The sequence below is a fragment of the Arthrobacter sp. Z1-9 genome (genome assembly GCF_054792695.1).
On record NZ_CP096456.1, the window covers coordinates 1451388 to 1469093 of the forward strand.

Below are 17706 nucleotides of genomic sequence, written 5' to 3' on the forward strand. Positions count from 1 at the left end.
GGCGAGGGAGAGCGCCGGTGACCGTGTGTATACGGAAGCCGGACTGCAGTCTCCGTTATCGACTGGGTCTGAATCTCCCTTCGAAGATGGGCCCGGCTGCGGCCGCCCGGCGTTGAAGGTCGCAACAGACCTCCGCCCTTGCTGAACACCGTTTAGTTTTCAAGGAGATATCCATGTCTGAGCAGAAGCTCGCAGCAGAAGTACGCACCGAATTCGGCAAGGGCTTCGCCCGCCGCGCCCGCATGGCGAACCTCATCCCCGCCGTCATCTACGGCCACGGCGCCGAGCCCATCCACGTGACCCTTCCGGCGAAGGCCACCACCCTGGCCGTCCGCACCGCCAACGCTCTGTTGTCCCTGGACATCAACGGCGAAAGCCACCTGGCCCTCGTCAAGGACGTCCAGCGCGACCCGATCAAGCAGATCATCGAGCACATCGACCTCCTCACCGTCCGCCAGGGCGAAAAGGTCACCGTTGACATCCCCGTCCACGTCGTCGGCGAGCTTGCTCCGGGCAACGTCTTCAACCAGGAACTCACCGTTATCTCCCTTGAGGCCGAGGCAACCCACCTGCCCACCGCCGTCGAGGTCAGCATCGAAGGCCGCACCGCCGGCGAGCACATCCACGCGTCCGACCTGGTCCTGCCCAAGGGCGCCGTCCTCCTGGCCGACGCCGATGCCCTCGTGGTGAACATCTCCGAGGCTACCGAGTCCGCAGAGGAAGAAAGCGAAGAAGCTGCCGGCGCTTCTTCCGAGGCAGCAGCCGAGTAAAAGCCTGCACTTTTGAACGGTGGCCGGATCCCCAGGGGTCCGGCCACTGCCGTGTCAGCCCCCGCCGTCCGTACCGGACGCCCCACCTTAGGATTGAATCATGACTGACACCTGGTTGATCGTCGGCCTCGGAAACCCGGGAGCGCAGTACCAGGGCAACAGGCATAACGTCGGGCAGATGGTCCTGGACGAACTCGCCGCACGTGTGGGCGCCGGATTCAAGACGCACAAGGCACGTGCCCAGGTGGTGGAGGGCCGGCTCGGCATCGGTGGTCCGCGGGTGGTGCTGGCCAAACCCATGAGTTACATGAACGTCTCCGGCGGGCCCGTCTCGGCGCTGGCGAGCTTCTACGGCATCACACCGGACCATGTGGTGGCCGTACACGACGAAATCGACATTCCCTTTAATACGGTGAAACTCAAAACCGGCGGGGGAGAAGGCGGCCACAACGGCCTGCGGGACATCTCCAAAGCGCTTGGCACCAAGGACTATCTGCGGGTCCGCGTGGGGGTCGGCAGGCCGCCGGGCCGAATGGACACGGCAGACTATGTCCTGCGTGATTTCGGCACTGCCGAGCTCAAGGAACTGCCTTTCCTGCTCGACGAAGCCGCCGATGCGGTGGAGCTGCTGCTGCGGGAGGGGCTTACGTCCGCCCAGCAGAAATTCCATCCGGCGAAGTCCGAGCCCTAGCAACACAAAAACTTAAAGTCGCCTGTACCTGTTTCCTTGTCTGTGCCACAGGGTAGTCTTTCTCGTATGCGGGGGAGCAATGGGGCTACATCCCGCTATCGTGGGACGTAGGGGATAAGTTCATGTCAATCGAGCCACTTAGCTGGGGACGTCGGTCAACATCCCACGACGTTGGGCTGCACACCGAAGGTTCCGGCACCTCCGGGGCGCACTGGTCCGCGCCCGCCCGAAGCGCAAACCTTGAAGCCGTCAGAACGGCGCTGGTCGATCAAGACTCGCTGGGCGTGGTAATCACCGGAGGCCGGGGTGTTGGCAAGTCCTCCCTCGCCCGGGCGGCAGTGTCCGACCTCGGGCCCGACGTCTGGTCCCTGCAGCTTCGCAGCGGCCCGGCCGGCGCCAACACACCTTACGGCTGCCTCTCCTTCCTGCTGGCGCGCCTGCCCCAGGCCTACATGGGTTCCCCGACCGCCATTCTCCGCGGGATCACCTCGCTGATCCGGAGCGACGCCGCCGGCCGGCAGTGCGTCATTACGTTGGACACGTCCGGAAGCATTGACGATATGAGCGCGGGCGTGCTCTTGAACGTGCTCCTGACCGGAACAGCCAAAATCATCGCCGTCGCTCCAAAAATCAGTGACCTTCCTGCCGACTTCCACTGGCTGCTCACGGACCGGCGCCTGACCGAGGTCCGGCTCAGCAACCTCAGCGAGCTGCAGACCCGCCAGGTGCTGTTGTCCTTGCTCGGCCAGCGCGTGTCTGCATCCCTGGTCAGCACCTACCATCACATGGTGGGCGGCAACCCGCTGCTGTTGAAGGCTCTTGTTACCGAACAGCGGCTCTCGGGAAACCTTGTTTTGTCCGATTCCGTCTGGACGCTCCGGGACAAGGTGGTGCTCGACGGCGCCGCCAGCCTTGATGATATCGTCCGGTCCCGCTGGTCCAGGGAGACCCCGGAAACCAGGGAAGTCATCGAGATGCTCTCCTGCGCCAGGCGGGTGGAACTCGGCAGGCTCACTGCCATCTACCGCGCCGAGGTGGTGGCGGACATGGAGGACGCGGGCCTGCTGGAAATCGACGACTCGGACCACCGCTGGGTGTCACTGCGTGAGAAGTACATCGGCGACGTGGTGCGGTCATGGCTCAGCATTGCCCGGCGCCGGGACCTGCGGAGCACGCTTCTGGGCGGTACGGAACCCGAACCGGCGGAAATGACCATCGAGGAGCTGATGGCCTTCGCCGCATGGACGCACGAGTGTGAGGCTGAGCTGAGCCCGGCCCTTGCACTTGCCGCTGCCGAAGCCGCCGTCCAGCTCTTTGATCCCCGCTTCGCCCTGGCCTATGCAGACATGCTGAAGCGGACGGATCAGGAGTGGGTGCCCGCCCAGCGCCAGAAGGCTGACGCCTATCTTCAGCTGGACCTGCCCATCCAGGCATTGGCTGCCTTGGATGACATCTCCCAGCCGGAACTTGAAAGTGTTGGTCTTGAAGAATACGCCCGCGTCGTAGCGGCCAAGGCCAGGGTCATGTTGTGGCATCCGGACCAGGCAGGCAAAGTGCCGGCCCTCCTTGCTGAAGCCCGGGAGCGGCTGGACCCTGCGGCGGCCGGCACGGAATGGCCCTACCGCGCAGTGGCGGCCGCCAATCGTGTGAAGCTTAGCGAGTTTGAATACCGTGCGTTCGTTGGCGACTATGCGGCCATGATTCCCGAGCTGCAGGCAGCCGCAGATCCGGCAGAGAACCCGGACACAGCCCACCGGATGCAGTCCGCGGTTATCCTGATGACGGCGCTGGCCCTGACGGGGCGGGAGATGGATGCGCTGAGCCTGATGCGGCAGCTTGGTGGCCAGATAACAGACGCCTCGCATGTGGTGGGTTTGCGCGAGCAATACACCAGGGAGGCCTACCTGGTGCTGCTCATGGCCGGGCAGTGGCGGCGGTGCATCGACCTCCTGGGCCCCCATGGCACTGGTGAATACGACCGCCTCCCGTACTGGAGCGCCGCAGCTGAGCTTGCCACCGGCCTCGCCTATGTCTATTCCGGCCGTGGTGGCGCTGCCCTGGACCCCCTGATTTCGGCGGTGGCCCAGCTCGAGCTCCAGCCGCTCCAGACTGCCCTCCGCTGCGCCTACGCAGCCACGGCACTGGCCCATGCCCAGACCGGCAACGCGGCCCAGGCACGTAAGTTCCTCACCAAACTCCAGCGGACACAGGGCAAGTCCAGTTTTTCCACGGAGAGCATCATCGAGTTCTGCACGCTGGTGGCTGGACGGTGGCTGGGTGACTCCGAGTCCGTTGCCGGCTTGAAGCAGTCCGCCCGCCAGAACATGGAGGCAGGCCTCCACACCGTGGCCGGAATCAGCCTGCTGGCAGCCACCGTGAACGGCAGCGACGCCGACTTCCGCCTCCTGGAGGAGATTGCGGATCACCGGCAGGGCCCGCTGGCGGAAGTCGCCCGGCTGATCGCACTGGGCAGCAGGACCAAGGATGCGAGGACACTCCTCGCTGCAGGGGAAATCGCGGCCACCCTCGAACTGGACACCGTGGAGGCCCGCTGCATGGCCCTGGCGGTGGACTTCGCCCGACAGGACGGGGATACCACGTCCGCCCGGACCGCACAGGCACGCCTGGACATCCTGGCTGCCACTGTGGCGAATCTTCCCATCGTGCCCAGCAGCGGCAGCCCGTTGCTGACCTCCCGGGAGCGGCAGATCGCGCGGCTGGCAGGCCGAGGGGCGTCCAACCGTGACATCGCTCTGGAAATGGGTGTGTCCGTCCGCACCGTGGAAGGCCACCTGTACCAGGTCTTCACCAAGCTCGGCGTAACTTCCAGGGGTGATCTGACTGGACTCGTCTAACGGCCACAAACCGGCACCCGCCCACCGCCCCGTCACCGGCAGGCGCGAGCCCCTGGAACGGATCTGCAACATTGTCCGGAACGGGACCAGCCATGCTGTTTTTGTGATGGCAGGGCCTGGAATCGGGAAGACGTCCTTGACGGAGGCGATCGCGGAACGGCTTTCCGGGGAGCTGAACATCCTGCAGATTCACGGCAGTTCTGCCCTGGCCGCTGTGCCTTTCGGCGTACTCACTCCCTACACAGGCGAGCTGACCGCCGAAGAGTCTGTCTCGCCCGTGGCGGTACTGCGTTCCATGTGGACGTACTTCGAGGAGCTGAAGGGAGGCAGGGGCGCCCCCGTTCTGCTGGTAGTGGATGATGCCCACCACTTGGACGACTCCTCTGCCGGGGTATTGGCCGACCTGATTTCAGCAGGTTGGGCAACAGTGGTGGCGGCTGCCAGGCCCCGGCCGGGCCTCCCGCAACCGCTGGACCAGCTTTGGTACGACGGCCTTGCCGAGCGGGTGGACCTTCGGCCCCTGAACCGGGAACAAATTGAGGAGGTTCTGGCACACCTCCTTGATGGAACAGTGCCGGACGCCACAGTGGATTCAGTGTGGACAGCGTCAGGCGGCAATCCCCGCATCCTCGACGCACTGCTCCACGATGCAGCCGAATCCGGTGTCCTCGCCAAACGGAACGGCATCTGGATGTTACTCGGTCCTTTGCCCGCGGACGGCACCAGGCTGACGGCAGTAGTGACGAAGGACCACATCCGGCGGGGGCCGGAGGAGCAGGAGGCCCTAAAGCTCATCGCACTTGCCGGGCCGGTGGGCCGTAAGGTGATCGAGGACATCAGCGGTGCTGCAGTGGTCCGCTCGCTCCTGGACCAGCAGATGATCATCGAGAGTTCGGGAGTGCCGGCTGAACTGTCCATGTGGAATGCCCTCTTTGCGGGCGCCATCCGGAACACACTCTCGGTGTCACGAAGCCTGCAGTTCCTCGAGAAGGTCCGTGTCCACCAGGACGGCACGGTAATGCGCGGGGAGGGCAGGCTCAGGTCCGTGGAGTGGGCTTTTGAATGTGGACTGCGTTCATCGGACCCCAACATGCTTGAAGCAGCCCGCGAGGCCCTGAGGCTGTTCCGCAACGAAAGCGCACGCTCCATCGCCGCCAAAATCCAGGATCCATCACTGGTGCCATTGGCCAAGGCCATCCAGGCGCGTGCCCTGTACAACGAGGGGGCTTACGGCCAGGCCGCACACCTGCTTGATGCCTGCTGGCGCCAGCTTTCCGATCACCCGGAGGGCCCTGCCGTCCTCCTGCTCCGCGCAGCCTCGCACCAGGCCACCGGCCAATCCTTAAGCGGGTTGGCCGAGGAGATGAACGCCCACCAGCCGGCCGAAGGGGACCAGGAACGGAAAGGCCGGCTCCTGCAGGTCCTGCGTCTCCTGCAGCTGGGCGCTGCTGTGGATGCCGGGGCGCTGTCCACTGAAGTCCAGGAGATCCGGAACGCTGCCTCCGCGGAGGCGGGAAGTGAATCCATCAGGGCGCTTGGCGAGGCGCTTCTGGCCCATGCCCTTGCTGCCGCCGGCCGGGCCGGCCAAGGGTTGGACTGTGCCCTCCTGGCTGCCTCGGAATTGCCTCCGCTGGAGGACAGCCTGTTCTTTTTCGCCGAATTCGTGCTGGGACGCCTGGTGACCGACTATCTCGCGATGGGTGAATGGGAGTCGGCCGAGCGGGAGCTCGACAATTACGCTGCCGGACACGCGCCGGCTGCCGCCACCTTCAACGGCAGCCTCCAGGTGCTCCGCGGCTACTCGCTTCTGCGGCAAGGCCGGATGGAACGGGCGTACCAGGTGCTGCTGCCGGCCGTCGAAGCGCTGAGGTTGAATGATCCGCTGCAGCTGTTCCGCTTCGGGTCTTCCCTGGGCTTTTACGTTGCGGCAAGGCTGGGGGATGCAGCCCAGGCCAAACGGCTGGAACAGGACTTCACCGACGCAGTGCCTGGAGGTCCTGCCCACGAGCTGCTGGCGGCAGCATACGGTGCCGCTGCCTCCGAATATCTGTCCCGGGACGGCAAAGGCCTGGCAACGCTCCATACCCTGGCAACCACGCACGACGCCACTGCCAGAGCAGGAAGCCTGCTGGAAATCCTGTCCATCTGCTGGGACCTGGGTGACCCTTCCGTCATTCCCATGGTGCAGTCCGTCGCAAAGACGGTAGAAGGACGATACGCCGAGGCGATCCTGACACTGGCCACAGCCTGGGAAGCGGCCGACGGGGACGCCCTCATGGAGACGGCAGCCTCACTGGAGGAATCAGGCTTCACGAATCTCGCGCGGGAGGCGTATGCCCGAGCCAGTACACTCCTGGACCAGGCCGGAGAACGCCGGCGGTCCAGGCAGGCGGTGGCGCTGCGCGAGAAGTGCGACCACGAGCTGGGGGAGCGGTTCAGGGAAGGGCGTTTCATTGCTGCTGCTCCCGCCGTCCACCTCACCCGCCGCGAGCAGGACATTGTGGGGTTGGCTGTGGAAGGCCTTACTGACCGCGAAATCGCCCAAAGACTGATGGTCTCCGTTCGCACGGTGGAGGGACACCTGTACCGCACGTACGTCAAGCTGGGCGTACGCAGCCGCGACGAGCTGGAGTCAGCCCTCCCCAAATAGGCCCGCACAAGGACGCCTGGCTTCGGTGCAAGCATGCATGGGCAAGGGTCCGCGGCAGGGGTTAGCGCCGGATGACGTGCCCTGCGGCCGTGGGCGTGCCACCGTCGGCTGTTCCCCGGCCCCTGGCTCCAGGCCCCTGACTAATTGGCCCCTGACTCTAGGCCCTGACGCTTGGCCCCTGACGCTTGGCCCCTGGCTCCAGGCCCCTGTCTAATTGGCCCCTGACGCTTGGCCACTGCGCCGGCGTGCCCGCCCCTCCCGCCCGCGGCAGACGCGCGGGCACCGGCCGCGTCAGCCTTCGACTGGCAGCCCGGGGGCAATCCGGGTACCGCAGGGGGTCCCGGTAGTACGGGGACGGCGAATTCGAGTACACCCTACTCGTGTGCGGGATGGCGCTGGGATATTTACTTAAGGAGGCAAAAGGAACCGGCACGAAAGAAGCCGCAAGAGTTGCCGACAGCAGAACAAAGCTCCTCCGTCCCGACAAACTTCCGGTCCTTCGGGGCCGGGCTGGACGGGGCCGGCGACGTCAGAGTCTTCTGAGACCGAGACTCTCCCCCCAGCCGTCGCCGGCCCTCCATTCCGCGGGCTGAAGCCCGGAGCGACTGTGGCGGCTGCCCCTCCGGGCGGCCGCCACAGCCGTGCTGTGGGACAATTGAATGTCATCCGTTGGCATCTCAAGGAGTTAGTTTTGGCCGTAGTATCATCGCCAGCCACACTGGAACGCGCCTTGCCGGTCATGGATAACGCCGAAGTCCAGCGCATCCGCAATGACTTCCCGGTCCTGGAACAGCTGGTCAACGGACGCCCGTTGATCTACCTGGACTCCGGAGCAACGTCCCAAAATCCGCTGAGCGTTATCGAAGCCGAGCAGGAATTCTATGAGCAGCGCAATGCTGCCGTGCACCGGGGCGCCCACCACCTTGCGGTCGAGGCTACCGAAGCATTCGAGGACGCCCGGCAGACCGTGGCCGACTTCATAGGCGCCGACTACTCCGAGACCATCTGGACCTCCAACGCCACCGAGGGCCTCAACCTGCTCAGCTATGCGCTGTCCAACGCCGGCCTTTGGGCGGCCCAGGGGCGGGGCGACGCCCGGCTGAAGGACCTGGCGCTTAACCCGGGCGACGAAATTGTTGTGACGGAGATGGAGCACCACGCCAACCTCATACCGTGGCAGGAACTTGCCTTCCGTACCGGGGCAACCCTGCGCTATATCCCCGTGGACGACGCCGGCAGCCTCCGTATGGACCTCGCCCCGGACATCGTCGGCGCGCGGACGAAGGTGCTGGCATTTACGCACGCCTCCAACGTCCTGGGCACCATCAACCCCGTCCGGGAACTGGTGGCCCTGGGCCGGAACGCCGGCGCCCTCGTGGTCCTGGACGCCTGCCAGTCCGCTCCCCACATGCCCTTGAACGTCAAAGAGCTGGATATTGACTTCGCTGTTTTCTCCGGCCACAAAATGCTTGCCCCCACAGGAATCGGCGTCCTTTACGGCAAGCAGGACGTCCTGGACATCCTGCCGCCGTTCCTGACGGGAGGGTCCATGATCACCACAGTGACGATGGAGCGCGCCGAGTACCTCCCCGCGCCCCAGCGCTTTGAGGCCGGGACCCAGCGCATCTCCCAGGCTGTGGCCCTGGCCGCTGCAGCGAACTACCTGACGGAGACCGGGCTGGACCGGATCCACCGCTGGGAGGCAAAGCTCGGCCAGCGGATGATCACCGGCCTTGAGTCCATCCCGGGGATTCGGGTCCTGGGTCCCGCGGCAGGCCAGGACCGGATTGGGCTGGCCGCGTTCGACGTCGAAGGAGTGCACGCCCACGACGTGGGCCAGTTCCTCGATTCACGGGGAATCGCCGTTCGTGTTGGGCACCACTGCGCCCAGCCGCTGCACCGCCGGCTGGGGCTGACCGCCACCACCAGGGCCAGCGCCTATCTGTACAACACCACCGACGACGTGGACCAGTTCCTGGATGCCGTTGCCGGCGTACGCGCCTACTTCCGCGCCTGATACAGCAACCACAGATGCACATCGAAGGTATGACATGAGCCTTGACCACCTGTACCAGCAGATCATCCTGGACCATTCCAAAGCACGCCACGGCAGCGGGCTGGCCGGGACGAAGGCGCCGGACGGTGCCACCACGGGCCAGTCGCACCAGCTCAACCCCGTCTGCGGCGACGAAGTAACCCTGCGCCTGGCCGTAACCGACGGGAAAGTGTCGCAGATTGCCTGGGACGGCGCAGGTTGCTCCATTTCCATGGCGTCCGCCTCGGTCCTCACGGACCTGGCAGAGGGAATGACTGTGGCTGAGATGCACGAGGTGATTGACAACTTCCGCGAGGTCCTCCGGTCCCGGGGCAAGATACCTGCCGACCCCGAAATACTCGGTGATGCCGCGGCATTTGAGGGAGTGGCGCGCTACGCCGCCCGCGTCAAGTGCGCCATGATCTCCTGGGTCGCGGCGGAGGACGCGCTCAACCAGGCCGCCTGACAACAAAAAGTCCTGACAACAAGAAGTCCGGCCCTCCTTCCCGCGGGAAGGAGGGCCGGACTTCTTTTAGGAACGAACCTAGCTGAACAGGCCCATGATGCCGATGATGGCGGTGGCCGCTCCCAGCACCATGGAGATGCTGACCAGCACCACGTGGACGGTGAGGAACTTCGTGGCCTTGCCGGCGGCGTCCCGGGCTCGGGGATCCTTCATGACCCGGCGCAGGAACTGCGGCCAGACCACCAGGGACCAGAGGCCGGCGATGACCAGGACCAGCGCGGCGAAGACTGGCATCTCCACGGACTAGTGGCTTTCCAGCCAGGCCTGTGCCTGCTTGGCCTGGAGGTTCAGTGCCTTGGCAACCATCGGTTCTGCGGCGTCGGCAATCTTTCCGCCGAGGAATGGCACCGAGGACTTTACTTCGCCTTCAAGCTCTACGCGCGTGCCGCCGTCGGCAGCTACGAGCCGCTGCACGGCGGTGACGTCCACGGGGGCTCCGGCGATCTTCAGCGAGATGTTGCTTTGGCGGGAACCGTCGGCCGCGGGGGCGTCCCAGTTTTCCACCTGCGTCACCTTGAGGTGCTCACCCACGAACTTGCGGGCGAACTCGGGAAGCCGGGTGGTGGGAAGGGTCCGGACGGACGTGGCGCTGAACGCGCCGGCAACGTCGCCGTCGACCGTGAAGGATTCGAGGTTGCCGCCGACAAGCTGGCTGACGTGGCGCTGGAAATCTTCATCCACCAGGACAGCTGCAACGTTGGGGACAGAGTGCGGAAGGGTGGTGGTTGCGCTCAAGGCCATGGGTCCTCCTGGGACGTGGGATCGGATTAGGCTCCAAACATCCTACGGGGTCCGGGCTGTCCGTTCCGCATCCACCATCTTCCGGGCCGCGCCGGTGATATTCCTTGCCATGGCCGGAAAGATCAGGCTATGAAAGGGAAGGACCGCCAGCCAGTACAACCGCCCGCTGAGCCCCTTGGGGAAGAAGATGGCCCGCTGCCGGTAACGGCTTCCGTTCCCGTCCGGCTCCACGGACAGCTCCAGCCATGCCCTGCCCGGAGCCCGCATTTCCGCACGGAGCCGCAGGAGCTTTCCGTGGTCGATCCGTTCCACCCGCCAGCAGTCCACCACTTCTCCGGTGGCAAGCCGTCCGGGGTGCCGGCGTCCGCGCAGCAGTCCGGCGCCGCCCGTCAGTTTGTCCAGCCAGCCGCGGACGTGCCAGGCCAGCGGCAGGGAGTACCAGCCGTTCCGCCCGCCGATTCCCTCGATTACCGTCCATACGTGGGCGGGATCCACGTCGCCATGGAAGGTCCGTTCGTCGATGTAGACCTTATGCCCGGCCCAGTCGGGGTCGCTGGGCAGGGGATCAGCAGCCACCCCGGCGTTGGCCCACGTTGTCTGCACCTGGCCGTCGCGTTCCTTGCCAAGGGCCAGGGCGACGGCGGTGCGGTAGTCGGTGAGGCCGCTGTCGGGCTGCGGGATGTACTGGTCGATGTCGTGCTCGTTGGACACGGCGTCGTGTTGGAGGGACTGGACCAGCGGCACGGCCATGGACAGCGGGATGGGTGTGGTCAGGGCCACCCACATCCCGGCGAGTTTGGGCGCGGGGACGGGCAGTGCCAGGACCACGCGGTATGGCAGGCCCGCTTCGGCGGCGTACTCCTTCATCATCCCGGCGTACGTCAGCACCTGGCGGCAGCCGACGTCGAACGTGCGGTTAATGGGCCCCTCCAGTGATGCCGCGGACACCAGGTAGTACAGGACATCCCGCACCGCGATGGCCTCGATCCGGTTGCGGACCCAGCTGGGCGCGGGCATCAGCGGCAGGGTCTCGGAGAGATGGCGGATCATCTCGAAGGACGCCGAGCCGGAACCGATCACCACTCCCGCCTGGAACACGATGGCGTCCACAGGGCTGTCCAGGAATACCTTGCCCACGGCCTCGCGGGAGCGCATGTGGGTGGACAGGTCCACTCCCTTGGGGTGGAGTCCGCCCAGGTAGATGATCCTGCCTACTCCCGCTGCCGCCGCGGCCTCCGCTGCCGCCCGTGCCATCGCCTGTTCCTTGGCTTCGAAGCCTGCCCCGGCAGCCATGGAATGCACCAGGTAGTAAAAGACGTCGACGCCGGCAAGCGCCGCCCGCAGCGCGCCGCCATCGTCCAGGCTGCTTTCCACGACATCCACCCTGTCCCGCCACGGGACCCCGGCGATCTTGTCAGGGGAGCGCACCAGGACCTTGACGTTGTGGCCCGCCTCCAAAAGCTTTGGCACCAGCCGGCCGCCGATGTAGCCGGTGGCCCCGGTGACCAGGACAGTCTTGGGTGAAGGCTGGGTATTGCTGGTTCCGGTCATGCTGTCTCCTCTTCGTCCTTAAGCTGTTCGGAGCCGCAGCGCGCCCGGACGGCCCCTGACTGCCTTCGCCGGGTTTTGCCAGCCTAACTGCACCACCAGCCCGCCATGCCGGTGCAGGAGGGTAGGCTGGGTTTACCCGGGATTCGCAGCGAATTTCGGGTTTTCGCGTTGCCTGCTTTTCGCTGAACACCACAGGAGCTTCTGCCATGAGCCTTCCCGGCCCGTCCACCGCCGGCCATTCCAGCGCAGGCCCGTCGCTGGACGGACTGCGCCGCGCCCTCGCCCCGGACCGCACCTTTGCCCGCGTCCGGGCCGAGGCTGCCCGCGGCTTCGACGTCCGGGGCCAGGACTACCAGATCAGTGCGCCCCCCGGGCTGCGCCCGGTGCTGCTCGCCGAAATGGCGGACGGGATCGCGGCCGCTGCTGAAGGGGCGGGGGACAACGGGCACGACGCCGCCGGGCCGGGTGTGGTGCTGGCCGTCACCGCTACCGGCCGGGAGGCGGAGGACCTGACCGCCGCGCTGCGGGCCTACCTCCCCGCCGACGCCGTGGCGGAGTTCCCCAGCTGGGAAACACTCCCGCACGAACGGCTCTCGCCGCGCTCGGACACCGTGGGCCGGCGCCTCTCCGTGCTGCGCCGCCTCGCGCACCCGGAAACGTCGACGGCCGGACCGCTCCGTGTGGTGGTGGCGCCCGTCCGCGCCGTGGTTCAGCCCGTGGTGGCCGGCCTGGGCGAGCTGGTGCCGGTCACGCTGAAGGTGGGCCAGGAGATGCCCTTCACCGAGGTGGTGCGGAACCTGGCGGACGCCGCGTACGCCCGCGTGGACATGGTGACGCACCGCGGCGAGTTCGCGGTCCGCGGCGGCATCATCGACGTCTTTCCACCCACGGAGGACCACCCCATCCGGGTTGAATTCTTTGGCGACGAAGTGGACCAGATGCGCTGGTTCGCCGTTGCCGACCAGCGCTCGCTGTCCTCGCCGGGACTTCACCATCCCACGGAGCTGCACGCCCCGCCATGCCGGGAAATCCTCATCACCCCTTCCGTGATGTCCCGGGCGGCCACCCTCAAGTCCCAGCTTCCGGCAGCGGCGGACATGCTGGAAAAAATCGCCGGCGGCATCACCGTGGAGGGCATGGAGTCCCTGGCCCCGGTGCTGGTGGACTCGATGGTTCCTTTTGTGGAGCAGTTGCCTGCAGGGTCCATTTCCGTGGTCATCGAGCCGGAGAAGGTCCGTACCCGTGCCCACGACCTCGCCGCCACCAATGAGGAATTCCTCGAGGCTGCCTGGTCCACTGCCTCCGACGGCGGAGCTGCCCCGCTGGATTTGAGCTCGCAGGCAAGTGCCGCGCTCCATTCAGCCAGCTTCCGGTCCTTGACCGAAACGCGCAGCTCCTCGCTGGAGCACGGAGTCTCCTGGTGGTCCATCACTTCCCTCACCCAGGACGAAGAGCTGCTGCCAGAGATTGACGTCCTGAACCTGCATGCGCGGGAACCCCGGGGCTACCAGGGCGACGTGGCGGAAATGATGGACTTCATCGGGTCCCACGTCCGCGACCAGTGGCGGATTGTTGTGGCCACCGAAGGTCCCGGGCCTGCCCAGCGGCTGGCCGAGCTGTTCCACGAGAACGACATCCCGTGCGCCCGGGTGGACAGCCTGGACCACGAGCCCCAGGCGGGCATCATCGAGGTGACCACGGCCGCCGTCGGACGCGGCTTTGTCCTGGACGGGCTCAAACTGGGCCTGCTGACTGAAGCTGACCTGCTGGGCCGCACGTCCGCCGGATCCACAAAGGACATGCGCCGGATGCCCTCCAAACGGCGCAACGCAGTGGACCCGCTGCAGCTCGTGGCGGGCGACCACGTGGTCCACGAGCAGCACGGCATTGGAAAGTTTGTCGAGCTGATCCAGCGAAAGGTGGCTGGCGGCGGTGACGGCGTGCGTGAGTACCTGGTCCTGGAATACGCCCCGTCCAAGCGCGGCGCGCCCGGGGACCGGCTGTTCGTCCCCACGGACCAGCTGGACCAGGTGACCCGCTACGTGGGCGGCGACACCCCGGTCCTGAGCAAGATGGGCGGCGCGGACTGGGCGAGCACCAAGTCCAAGGCCCGGAAAGCCGTCAAGGAAATCGCCGGTGAGCTCATCCGGCTGTACTCCGCCCGCATGGCATCGCGCGGACACGCCTTCGGGCCCGACACCCCGTGGCAGCGCGAACTTGAAGAAGCGTTCCCGTACGTGGAGACCCCGGACCAGCTCACCACCATCAACGAGGTCAAGGCGGACATGGAACGCGAAATCCCCATGGACCGGCTGGTCTCCGGGGACGTGGGCTACGGCAAGACGGAGATTGCCGTGCGCGCCGCCTTCAAGGCGGTGCAGGACGGCAAGCAGGTGGCGGTGCTGGTGCCCACGACGCTGCTGGCCCAGCAGCACTACGAAACGTTTACCGAGCGGTTCTCCGGCTTCCCCCTGCGCGTGAAGCCACTCTCCCGGTTCCAGGCCGGCAAGGAAGCGAAGGAGACGGCGGAGGGCGTCAAGAACGGGACGGTCGACGTCGTCATCGGTACCCACCGGCTGCTGTCCAAGGACTTTGAGTTCAAGGACCTGGGCCTGGTGATCGTGGACGAGGAGCAGCGCTTCGGCGTGGAGCACAAGGAAGCGCTCAAGAAGATGCGCACCAACGTGGACGTGCTGGCCATGAGCGCAACCCCCATCCCGCGCACGCTGGAGATGTCCCTGACCGGCATCCGCGAGACGTCCACCCTGGCCACCCCGCCGGAGGAACGGCATCCGGTCCTGACCTACGTGGGCCCGTACACAGACAAGCAAACTTCCGCTGCCATCCGGCGCGAGCTGATGCGCGAAGGCCAGGTCTTTTTTGTCCACAACCGGGTGTCCACCATTGAACGCACGGCGGCCAAGATCCGTGAACTGGTGCCGGAGGCGCGCGTGGAGGTGGCGCACGGCAAAATGTCCGAAAGCCGCCTTGAGCAGATCATCGTGGACTTCTGGGAGAAGCGCTTTGACGTGCTGGTGTGCACCACCATCATCGAAACCGGCCTGGACATCTCCAACGCCAACACCCTGATCGTGGACGGCGCGGACAAGTACGGCCTGTCCCAGCTGCACCAGCTCCGCGGGCGCGTGGGCCGCGGCCGTGAACGCGCCTACGCCTACTTCCTGTACCCCTCCGAGAAGCCGCTGGGCGAAGTGGCACTCGAACGGCTCAAGGCCGTGGCCACGCACAACGAGCTGGGCGCTGGCATGCAGCTGGCCATGAAGGACCTGGAAATCCGCGGTGCCGGCAACCTGCTGGGCGGTGAGCAGTCCGGGCACATCCAGGGCGTCGGCTTCGACCTGTATATCCGCCTGGTGGGCGAGGCGGTGGCAGACTTCCGCGGCGAGGCCGAGGAGAAGGCCGCCGAAATGAAGATCGAACTCCCGGTCAACGCCCACCTTCCGCACGACTACGTACCGGGGGAGCGGCTGCGGCTGGAGGCCTACCGCAAGCTAGCGTCCGCGCTCACCAACGAGGCCATCGACGAAGTCCTCGCTGAGCTCGTGGACCGCTACGGCGAGCCGCCGCTGCCGGCCCAAAACCTGGTGTCCGTGGCCCGTTTCCGGGTGGATGCCAGGGAAGCCGGACTGTCTGACGTGGCCCTGCAGGGCAACTTCATCAAATTCGCGCCGGCCACCCTCCCGGAATCCAAGGTCATGCGCCTGAACCGGATGTACCCGGGGTCCCAGTCGAAGCCCGCCCTTGATGCGGTGCTGATCCCCAAGCCGAAGACCGCAAGGATCGGCGGCCGGGACCTGCAGGACGCGGAAATCCTGGAATGGGCCAACGGCGTCATCCGCAACATCTTCTCGGACCAGCCGCTGGCGGTGAGCTAGGACTTGATGGGAGGACACCACGCCGCGTCGGGAGCCGCGGCGTGGATAGCTATTGCCTCAACGGGGCCGTACACGCTCGGCTGGTACCCGCTGGACGCCACCGGCATCCTGATCGGCGGAATGGCGACGGCGGGAACCGCCCTGGTGTGCGACTGGGACCACCGGCACAGCACCGTAGCGAATTCCCTGCCGCCGCTGTCCAACGTGATCGCCGTCGGCATTGAAAACGCCAGCGGCGGGCACCGGCAGGGCACCCACTCCGTGCTCGGGGCGGCGTTCTTTGTGCTGCTGGCCACCCTGGCCGGGCAGGTCCAGCTGGAGACCGACTGGGGACTGCTGTCCGTGGGCGCGGGGCTCCTGTGCATGTTTATGATCAACATCGCGGCGAAGGCCCTGAAGCTGTTTCCGAAGTCCGGCTTCATCAGCAACTGGATCTTCGCCCTGACCATGGCCGGGCTGGTGACCTGGTTCGCGCCGGACCAGTGGACCTGGCTTCCGGTCTCGATGCTGACCGGCGTGGTGGTCCATATTGTGGGGGACCTGATCACCACAGGAGGCGTGCCCCTGCTGTGGCCCATCGTCATCCGGCCGCCTAAACTCCTGCGCAAGGTGCCGCTGCTGCGCCAGGTCTGGCGGCCCAACGGCGCCCTCTCCCTGCCGTTGCTGGGCCGCGCAGGATCCAAGCGCGAATGGCTGCTGCTGATCCCGGTGAGCGCCTACGCAATGGTGGGGCTGTGCCTGGCCGTCTGGTCCATAGCCCAGGGCCAATGGAGCAGAGTTGCGGCCGCTGCGGAGACGTGGACCCGGATCTGGTTCTGATTCAGTCCTCAAGGGCCTGGACGTGAAGAGACCCCCTGGACGCTGTCCAGGGGGTCTCTTCTGCAGTCTGCGGTTCTTAGTGCTCGCCCGCCGAGTCGGAGCGGCCGAGGATGGTCTGCGGGATCCAGTAGGTCAGGCCGAAGAGCAGGATGCAGACGGCCATCGGCCACGGATTGCCCAGCGTGAGGAAGGACAGCGAGTAGATGGCGCCGAGGAACAAGGCCATGCAGACCACAAAAAGGATGACGCTGGTGGCAAGCTTGTTCTCATTCTGGGGAGTCTGGAGTGACCCTTCGTGAGACGCCGGGCCCGGGTTGGAAGCCGTGATCTTGCTGGACATTCATTCCTCCTTGGCCACGGGGGCCTCAATCTGTGGCGAATCCGGCTGCTGTCAGTAGGAGGATGAACCCTGTTCACCCTTGACGATGGCAATCCCGGAGCTGGCACCAATACGTGTTGCACCTGCAGCAATCATAGCCTGCGCATCCTCGAGGGACCGCACGCCGCCGGAGGCCTTGACGCCCAGATCCGGTCCCACCGTGCTGCGCATCAGGGCAATGTCTTCGACCGTGGCGCCGCCGCCGTTGAAGCCTGTTGAGGTCTTTACGAAATCGGCACCGGCCTCCACGGCGGCCTCACAGGCCAGGACCTTCTGGTCGTCCGTCAGCAGCGCTGTCTCGATGATGACTTTGAGGATGGCGCCGCTCGCGTGGACAGCCTCCGCCACCGCAGTGATGTCCTCAACCAATGCACCCTTGTCCCCGGCCCGGGCCGCCGCGACGTTGATGACCATGTCCACCTCGTCAGCCCCATCCAGCACCGCACCGCGGGCTTCGAAGGTCTTGACGTCAGTGGGCGTGGCACCCAGTGGGAAGCCCACCACCGAACATGTCAGGACGCCGGTCCCCTTGAGGGCGGTCTTGACCGTCTTGACCCACAGGGGATTAACGCACACCGACTTGAAGTGGTACTCGGCCGCTTCCGCGCACACCTTGAGGACGTCAGCCTTTCCTGCTTCAGGCTTCAGCAGCGTGTGGTCGATGTAGGAAGCGATGCTCCCCGCAACGGCGGCGGCTGGTTGAACGGAAGGGGTGGCTTCGTTGCTCATGATGGTCCTCTCCAGGGGCCTCGTGGGCCCCGGCGCGCGTCCTTGACTCGTTTCGGGAACCATC

General features: G+C 65.9%; 13 protein-coding genes. 8 read left to right on the plus strand and 5 right to left on the minus strand.

All coding sequences use genetic code 11. From position 1 onward, the window contains the following. The first annotated feature begins 173 nt into the window (after positions 1-173). The 6 genes from M1D93_RS06650 to sufU all read left to right on the plus strand — a co-directional run bounded on the left by M1D93_RS06650 (position 174) and on the right by sufU (position 9467). Positions 174-770 carry a 50S ribosomal protein L25/general stress protein Ctc gene (locus M1D93_RS06650; RefSeq protein ID WP_461174351.1) on the plus strand — a complete coding sequence of 199 codons (597 nt, stop codon included), beginning with the start codon at positions 174-176 and terminating at the stop codon, positions 768-770. 100 nt (positions 771-870) lie between these two features. Beyond that, the gene (gene pth, locus M1D93_RS06655; RefSeq protein WP_461174352.1) at positions 871-1461 is read left to right on the plus strand and encodes an aminoacyl-tRNA hydrolase; all 591 of its coding nucleotides are present in this window, start codon (positions 871-873) and stop codon (positions 1459-1461) included. 122 nt (positions 1462-1583) lie between these two features. Continuing rightward, entirely contained in the window at positions 1584-4316 is a 2733-nt protein-coding gene (locus M1D93_RS06660; protein ID WP_461174353.1) for a LuxR C-terminal-related transcriptional regulator, read from the plus strand. A gap of 52 nt (positions 4317-4368) precedes the next feature. Further along, on the plus strand, positions 4369-6966 hold the full coding sequence (locus tag M1D93_RS06665) for a LuxR C-terminal-related transcriptional regulator (protein ID WP_461174950.1): 2598 nt from the start codon (positions 4369-4371) through the stop codon (positions 6964-6966). Between the two features lie 691 nt (positions 6967-7657). After that, positions 7658-8983, plus strand: a complete 1326-nt coding sequence (locus tag M1D93_RS06670) for a SufS family cysteine desulfurase (protein ID WP_461174354.1) — start codon at positions 7658-7660, stop codon at positions 8981-8983. Between the two features lie 34 nt (positions 8984-9017). Beyond that, on the plus strand, positions 9018-9467 hold the full coding sequence (gene sufU / locus M1D93_RS06675) for a Fe-S cluster assembly sulfur transfer protein SufU (RefSeq protein WP_461174355.1): 450 nt from the start codon (positions 9018-9020) through the stop codon (positions 9465-9467). A 78-nt stretch (positions 9468-9545) separates the two neighbouring features. Here sufU and M1D93_RS06680 read toward each other — a convergent pair whose 3' ends face one another. The 3 genes from M1D93_RS06680 to M1D93_RS06690 are packed head-to-tail and all read right to left on the minus strand — an operon-like array spanning position 9546 to position 11819. After that, complete coding sequence (locus M1D93_RS06680) at positions 9546-9761, minus strand: SCO4848 family membrane protein (RefSeq protein ID WP_461174951.1); 216 nt, start codon at positions 9759-9761, stop codon at positions 9546-9548. 9 nt (positions 9762-9770) lie between these two features. Beyond that, positions 9771-10268, minus strand: coding sequence for a DUF2505 domain-containing protein (locus M1D93_RS06685; RefSeq protein ID WP_461174356.1), 498 nt, complete (start codon positions 10266-10268; stop codon positions 9771-9773). Positions 10269-10310: 42 nt separating this feature from the next. Then, positions 10311-11819, minus strand: coding sequence for an SDR family oxidoreductase (locus M1D93_RS06690; protein ID WP_461174357.1), 1509 nt, complete (start codon positions 11817-11819; stop codon positions 10311-10313). A gap of 206 nt (positions 11820-12025) precedes the next feature. On the opposite strand from M1D93_RS06690, the gene mfd reads away from it, so the two are divergent. Together mfd and M1D93_RS06700 are read left to right on the plus strand one after the other, a co-directional pair. Further along, positions 12026-15715, plus strand: a complete 3690-nt coding sequence (gene mfd, locus M1D93_RS06695) for a transcription-repair coupling factor (RefSeq protein WP_461174358.1) — start codon at positions 12026-12028, stop codon at positions 15713-15715. Positions 15716-15721: 6 nt separating this feature from the next. After that, entirely contained in the window at positions 15722-16534 is an 813-nt protein-coding gene (locus M1D93_RS06700; protein ID WP_461174359.1) for a metal-dependent hydrolase, read from the plus strand. Positions 16535-16610: 76 nt separating this feature from the next. Here the strand turns inward: M1D93_RS06700 and M1D93_RS06705 are convergent, their stop codons facing one another. After that, a complete protein-coding gene (locus tag M1D93_RS06705) occupies positions 16611-16874 on the minus strand; it encodes a hypothetical protein (RefSeq protein ID WP_461174360.1) in 264 nt (87 codons plus the stop codon). Between the two features lie 51 nt (positions 16875-16925). Next, on the minus strand, positions 16926-17642 hold the full coding sequence (gene deoC / locus M1D93_RS06710) for a deoxyribose-phosphate aldolase (RefSeq protein WP_461174361.1): 717 nt from the start codon (positions 17640-17642) through the stop codon (positions 16926-16928). Between the last annotated feature and the right edge of the window lie 64 nt (positions 17643-17706).

What these genes read in the sequence shown, in the direction of transcription:
- M1D93_RS06660 (WP_461174353.1), top strand. Translation starts at nt 1,584, where the DNA reads ATGTCAATCGAGCCACTTAGCTGGGGACGTCGGTCAACATCCCACGAC.
- pth (WP_461174352.1), top strand. Translation starts at nt 871, where the DNA reads ATGACTGACACCTGGTTGATCGTCGGCCTCGGAAACCCGGGAGCGCAG.
- M1D93_RS06650 (WP_461174351.1), top strand. Translation starts at nt 174, where the DNA reads ATGTCTGAGCAGAAGCTCGCAGCAGAAGTACGCACCGAATTCGGCAAG.
- M1D93_RS06705 (WP_461174360.1), bottom strand. Translation starts at nt 16,874, where the DNA reads ATGTCCAGCAAGATCACGGCTTCCAACCCGGGCCCGGCGTCTCACGAA.
- M1D93_RS06690 (WP_461174357.1), bottom strand. Translation starts at nt 11,819, where the DNA reads ATGACCGGAACCAGCAATACCCAGCCTTCACCCAAGACTGTCCTGGTC.
- M1D93_RS06685 (WP_461174356.1), bottom strand. Translation starts at nt 10,268, where the DNA reads ATGGCCTTGAGCGCAACCACCACCCTTCCGCACTCTGTCCCCAACGTT.
- mfd (WP_461174358.1), top strand. Translation starts at nt 12,026, where the DNA reads ATGAGCCTTCCCGGCCCGTCCACCGCCGGCCATTCCAGCGCAGGCCCG.
- deoC (WP_461174361.1), bottom strand. Translation starts at nt 17,642, where the DNA reads ATGAGCAACGAAGCCACCCCTTCCGTTCAACCAGCCGCCGCCGTTGCG.
- M1D93_RS06700 (WP_461174359.1), top strand. Translation starts at nt 15,722, where the DNA reads ATGGGAGGACACCACGCCGCGTCGGGAGCCGCGGCGTGGATAGCTATT.
- sufU (WP_461174355.1), top strand. Translation starts at nt 9,018, where the DNA reads ATGAGCCTTGACCACCTGTACCAGCAGATCATCCTGGACCATTCCAAA.
- M1D93_RS06680 (WP_461174951.1), bottom strand. Translation starts at nt 9,761, where the DNA reads ATGCCAGTCTTCGCCGCGCTGGTCCTGGTCATCGCCGGCCTCTGGTCC.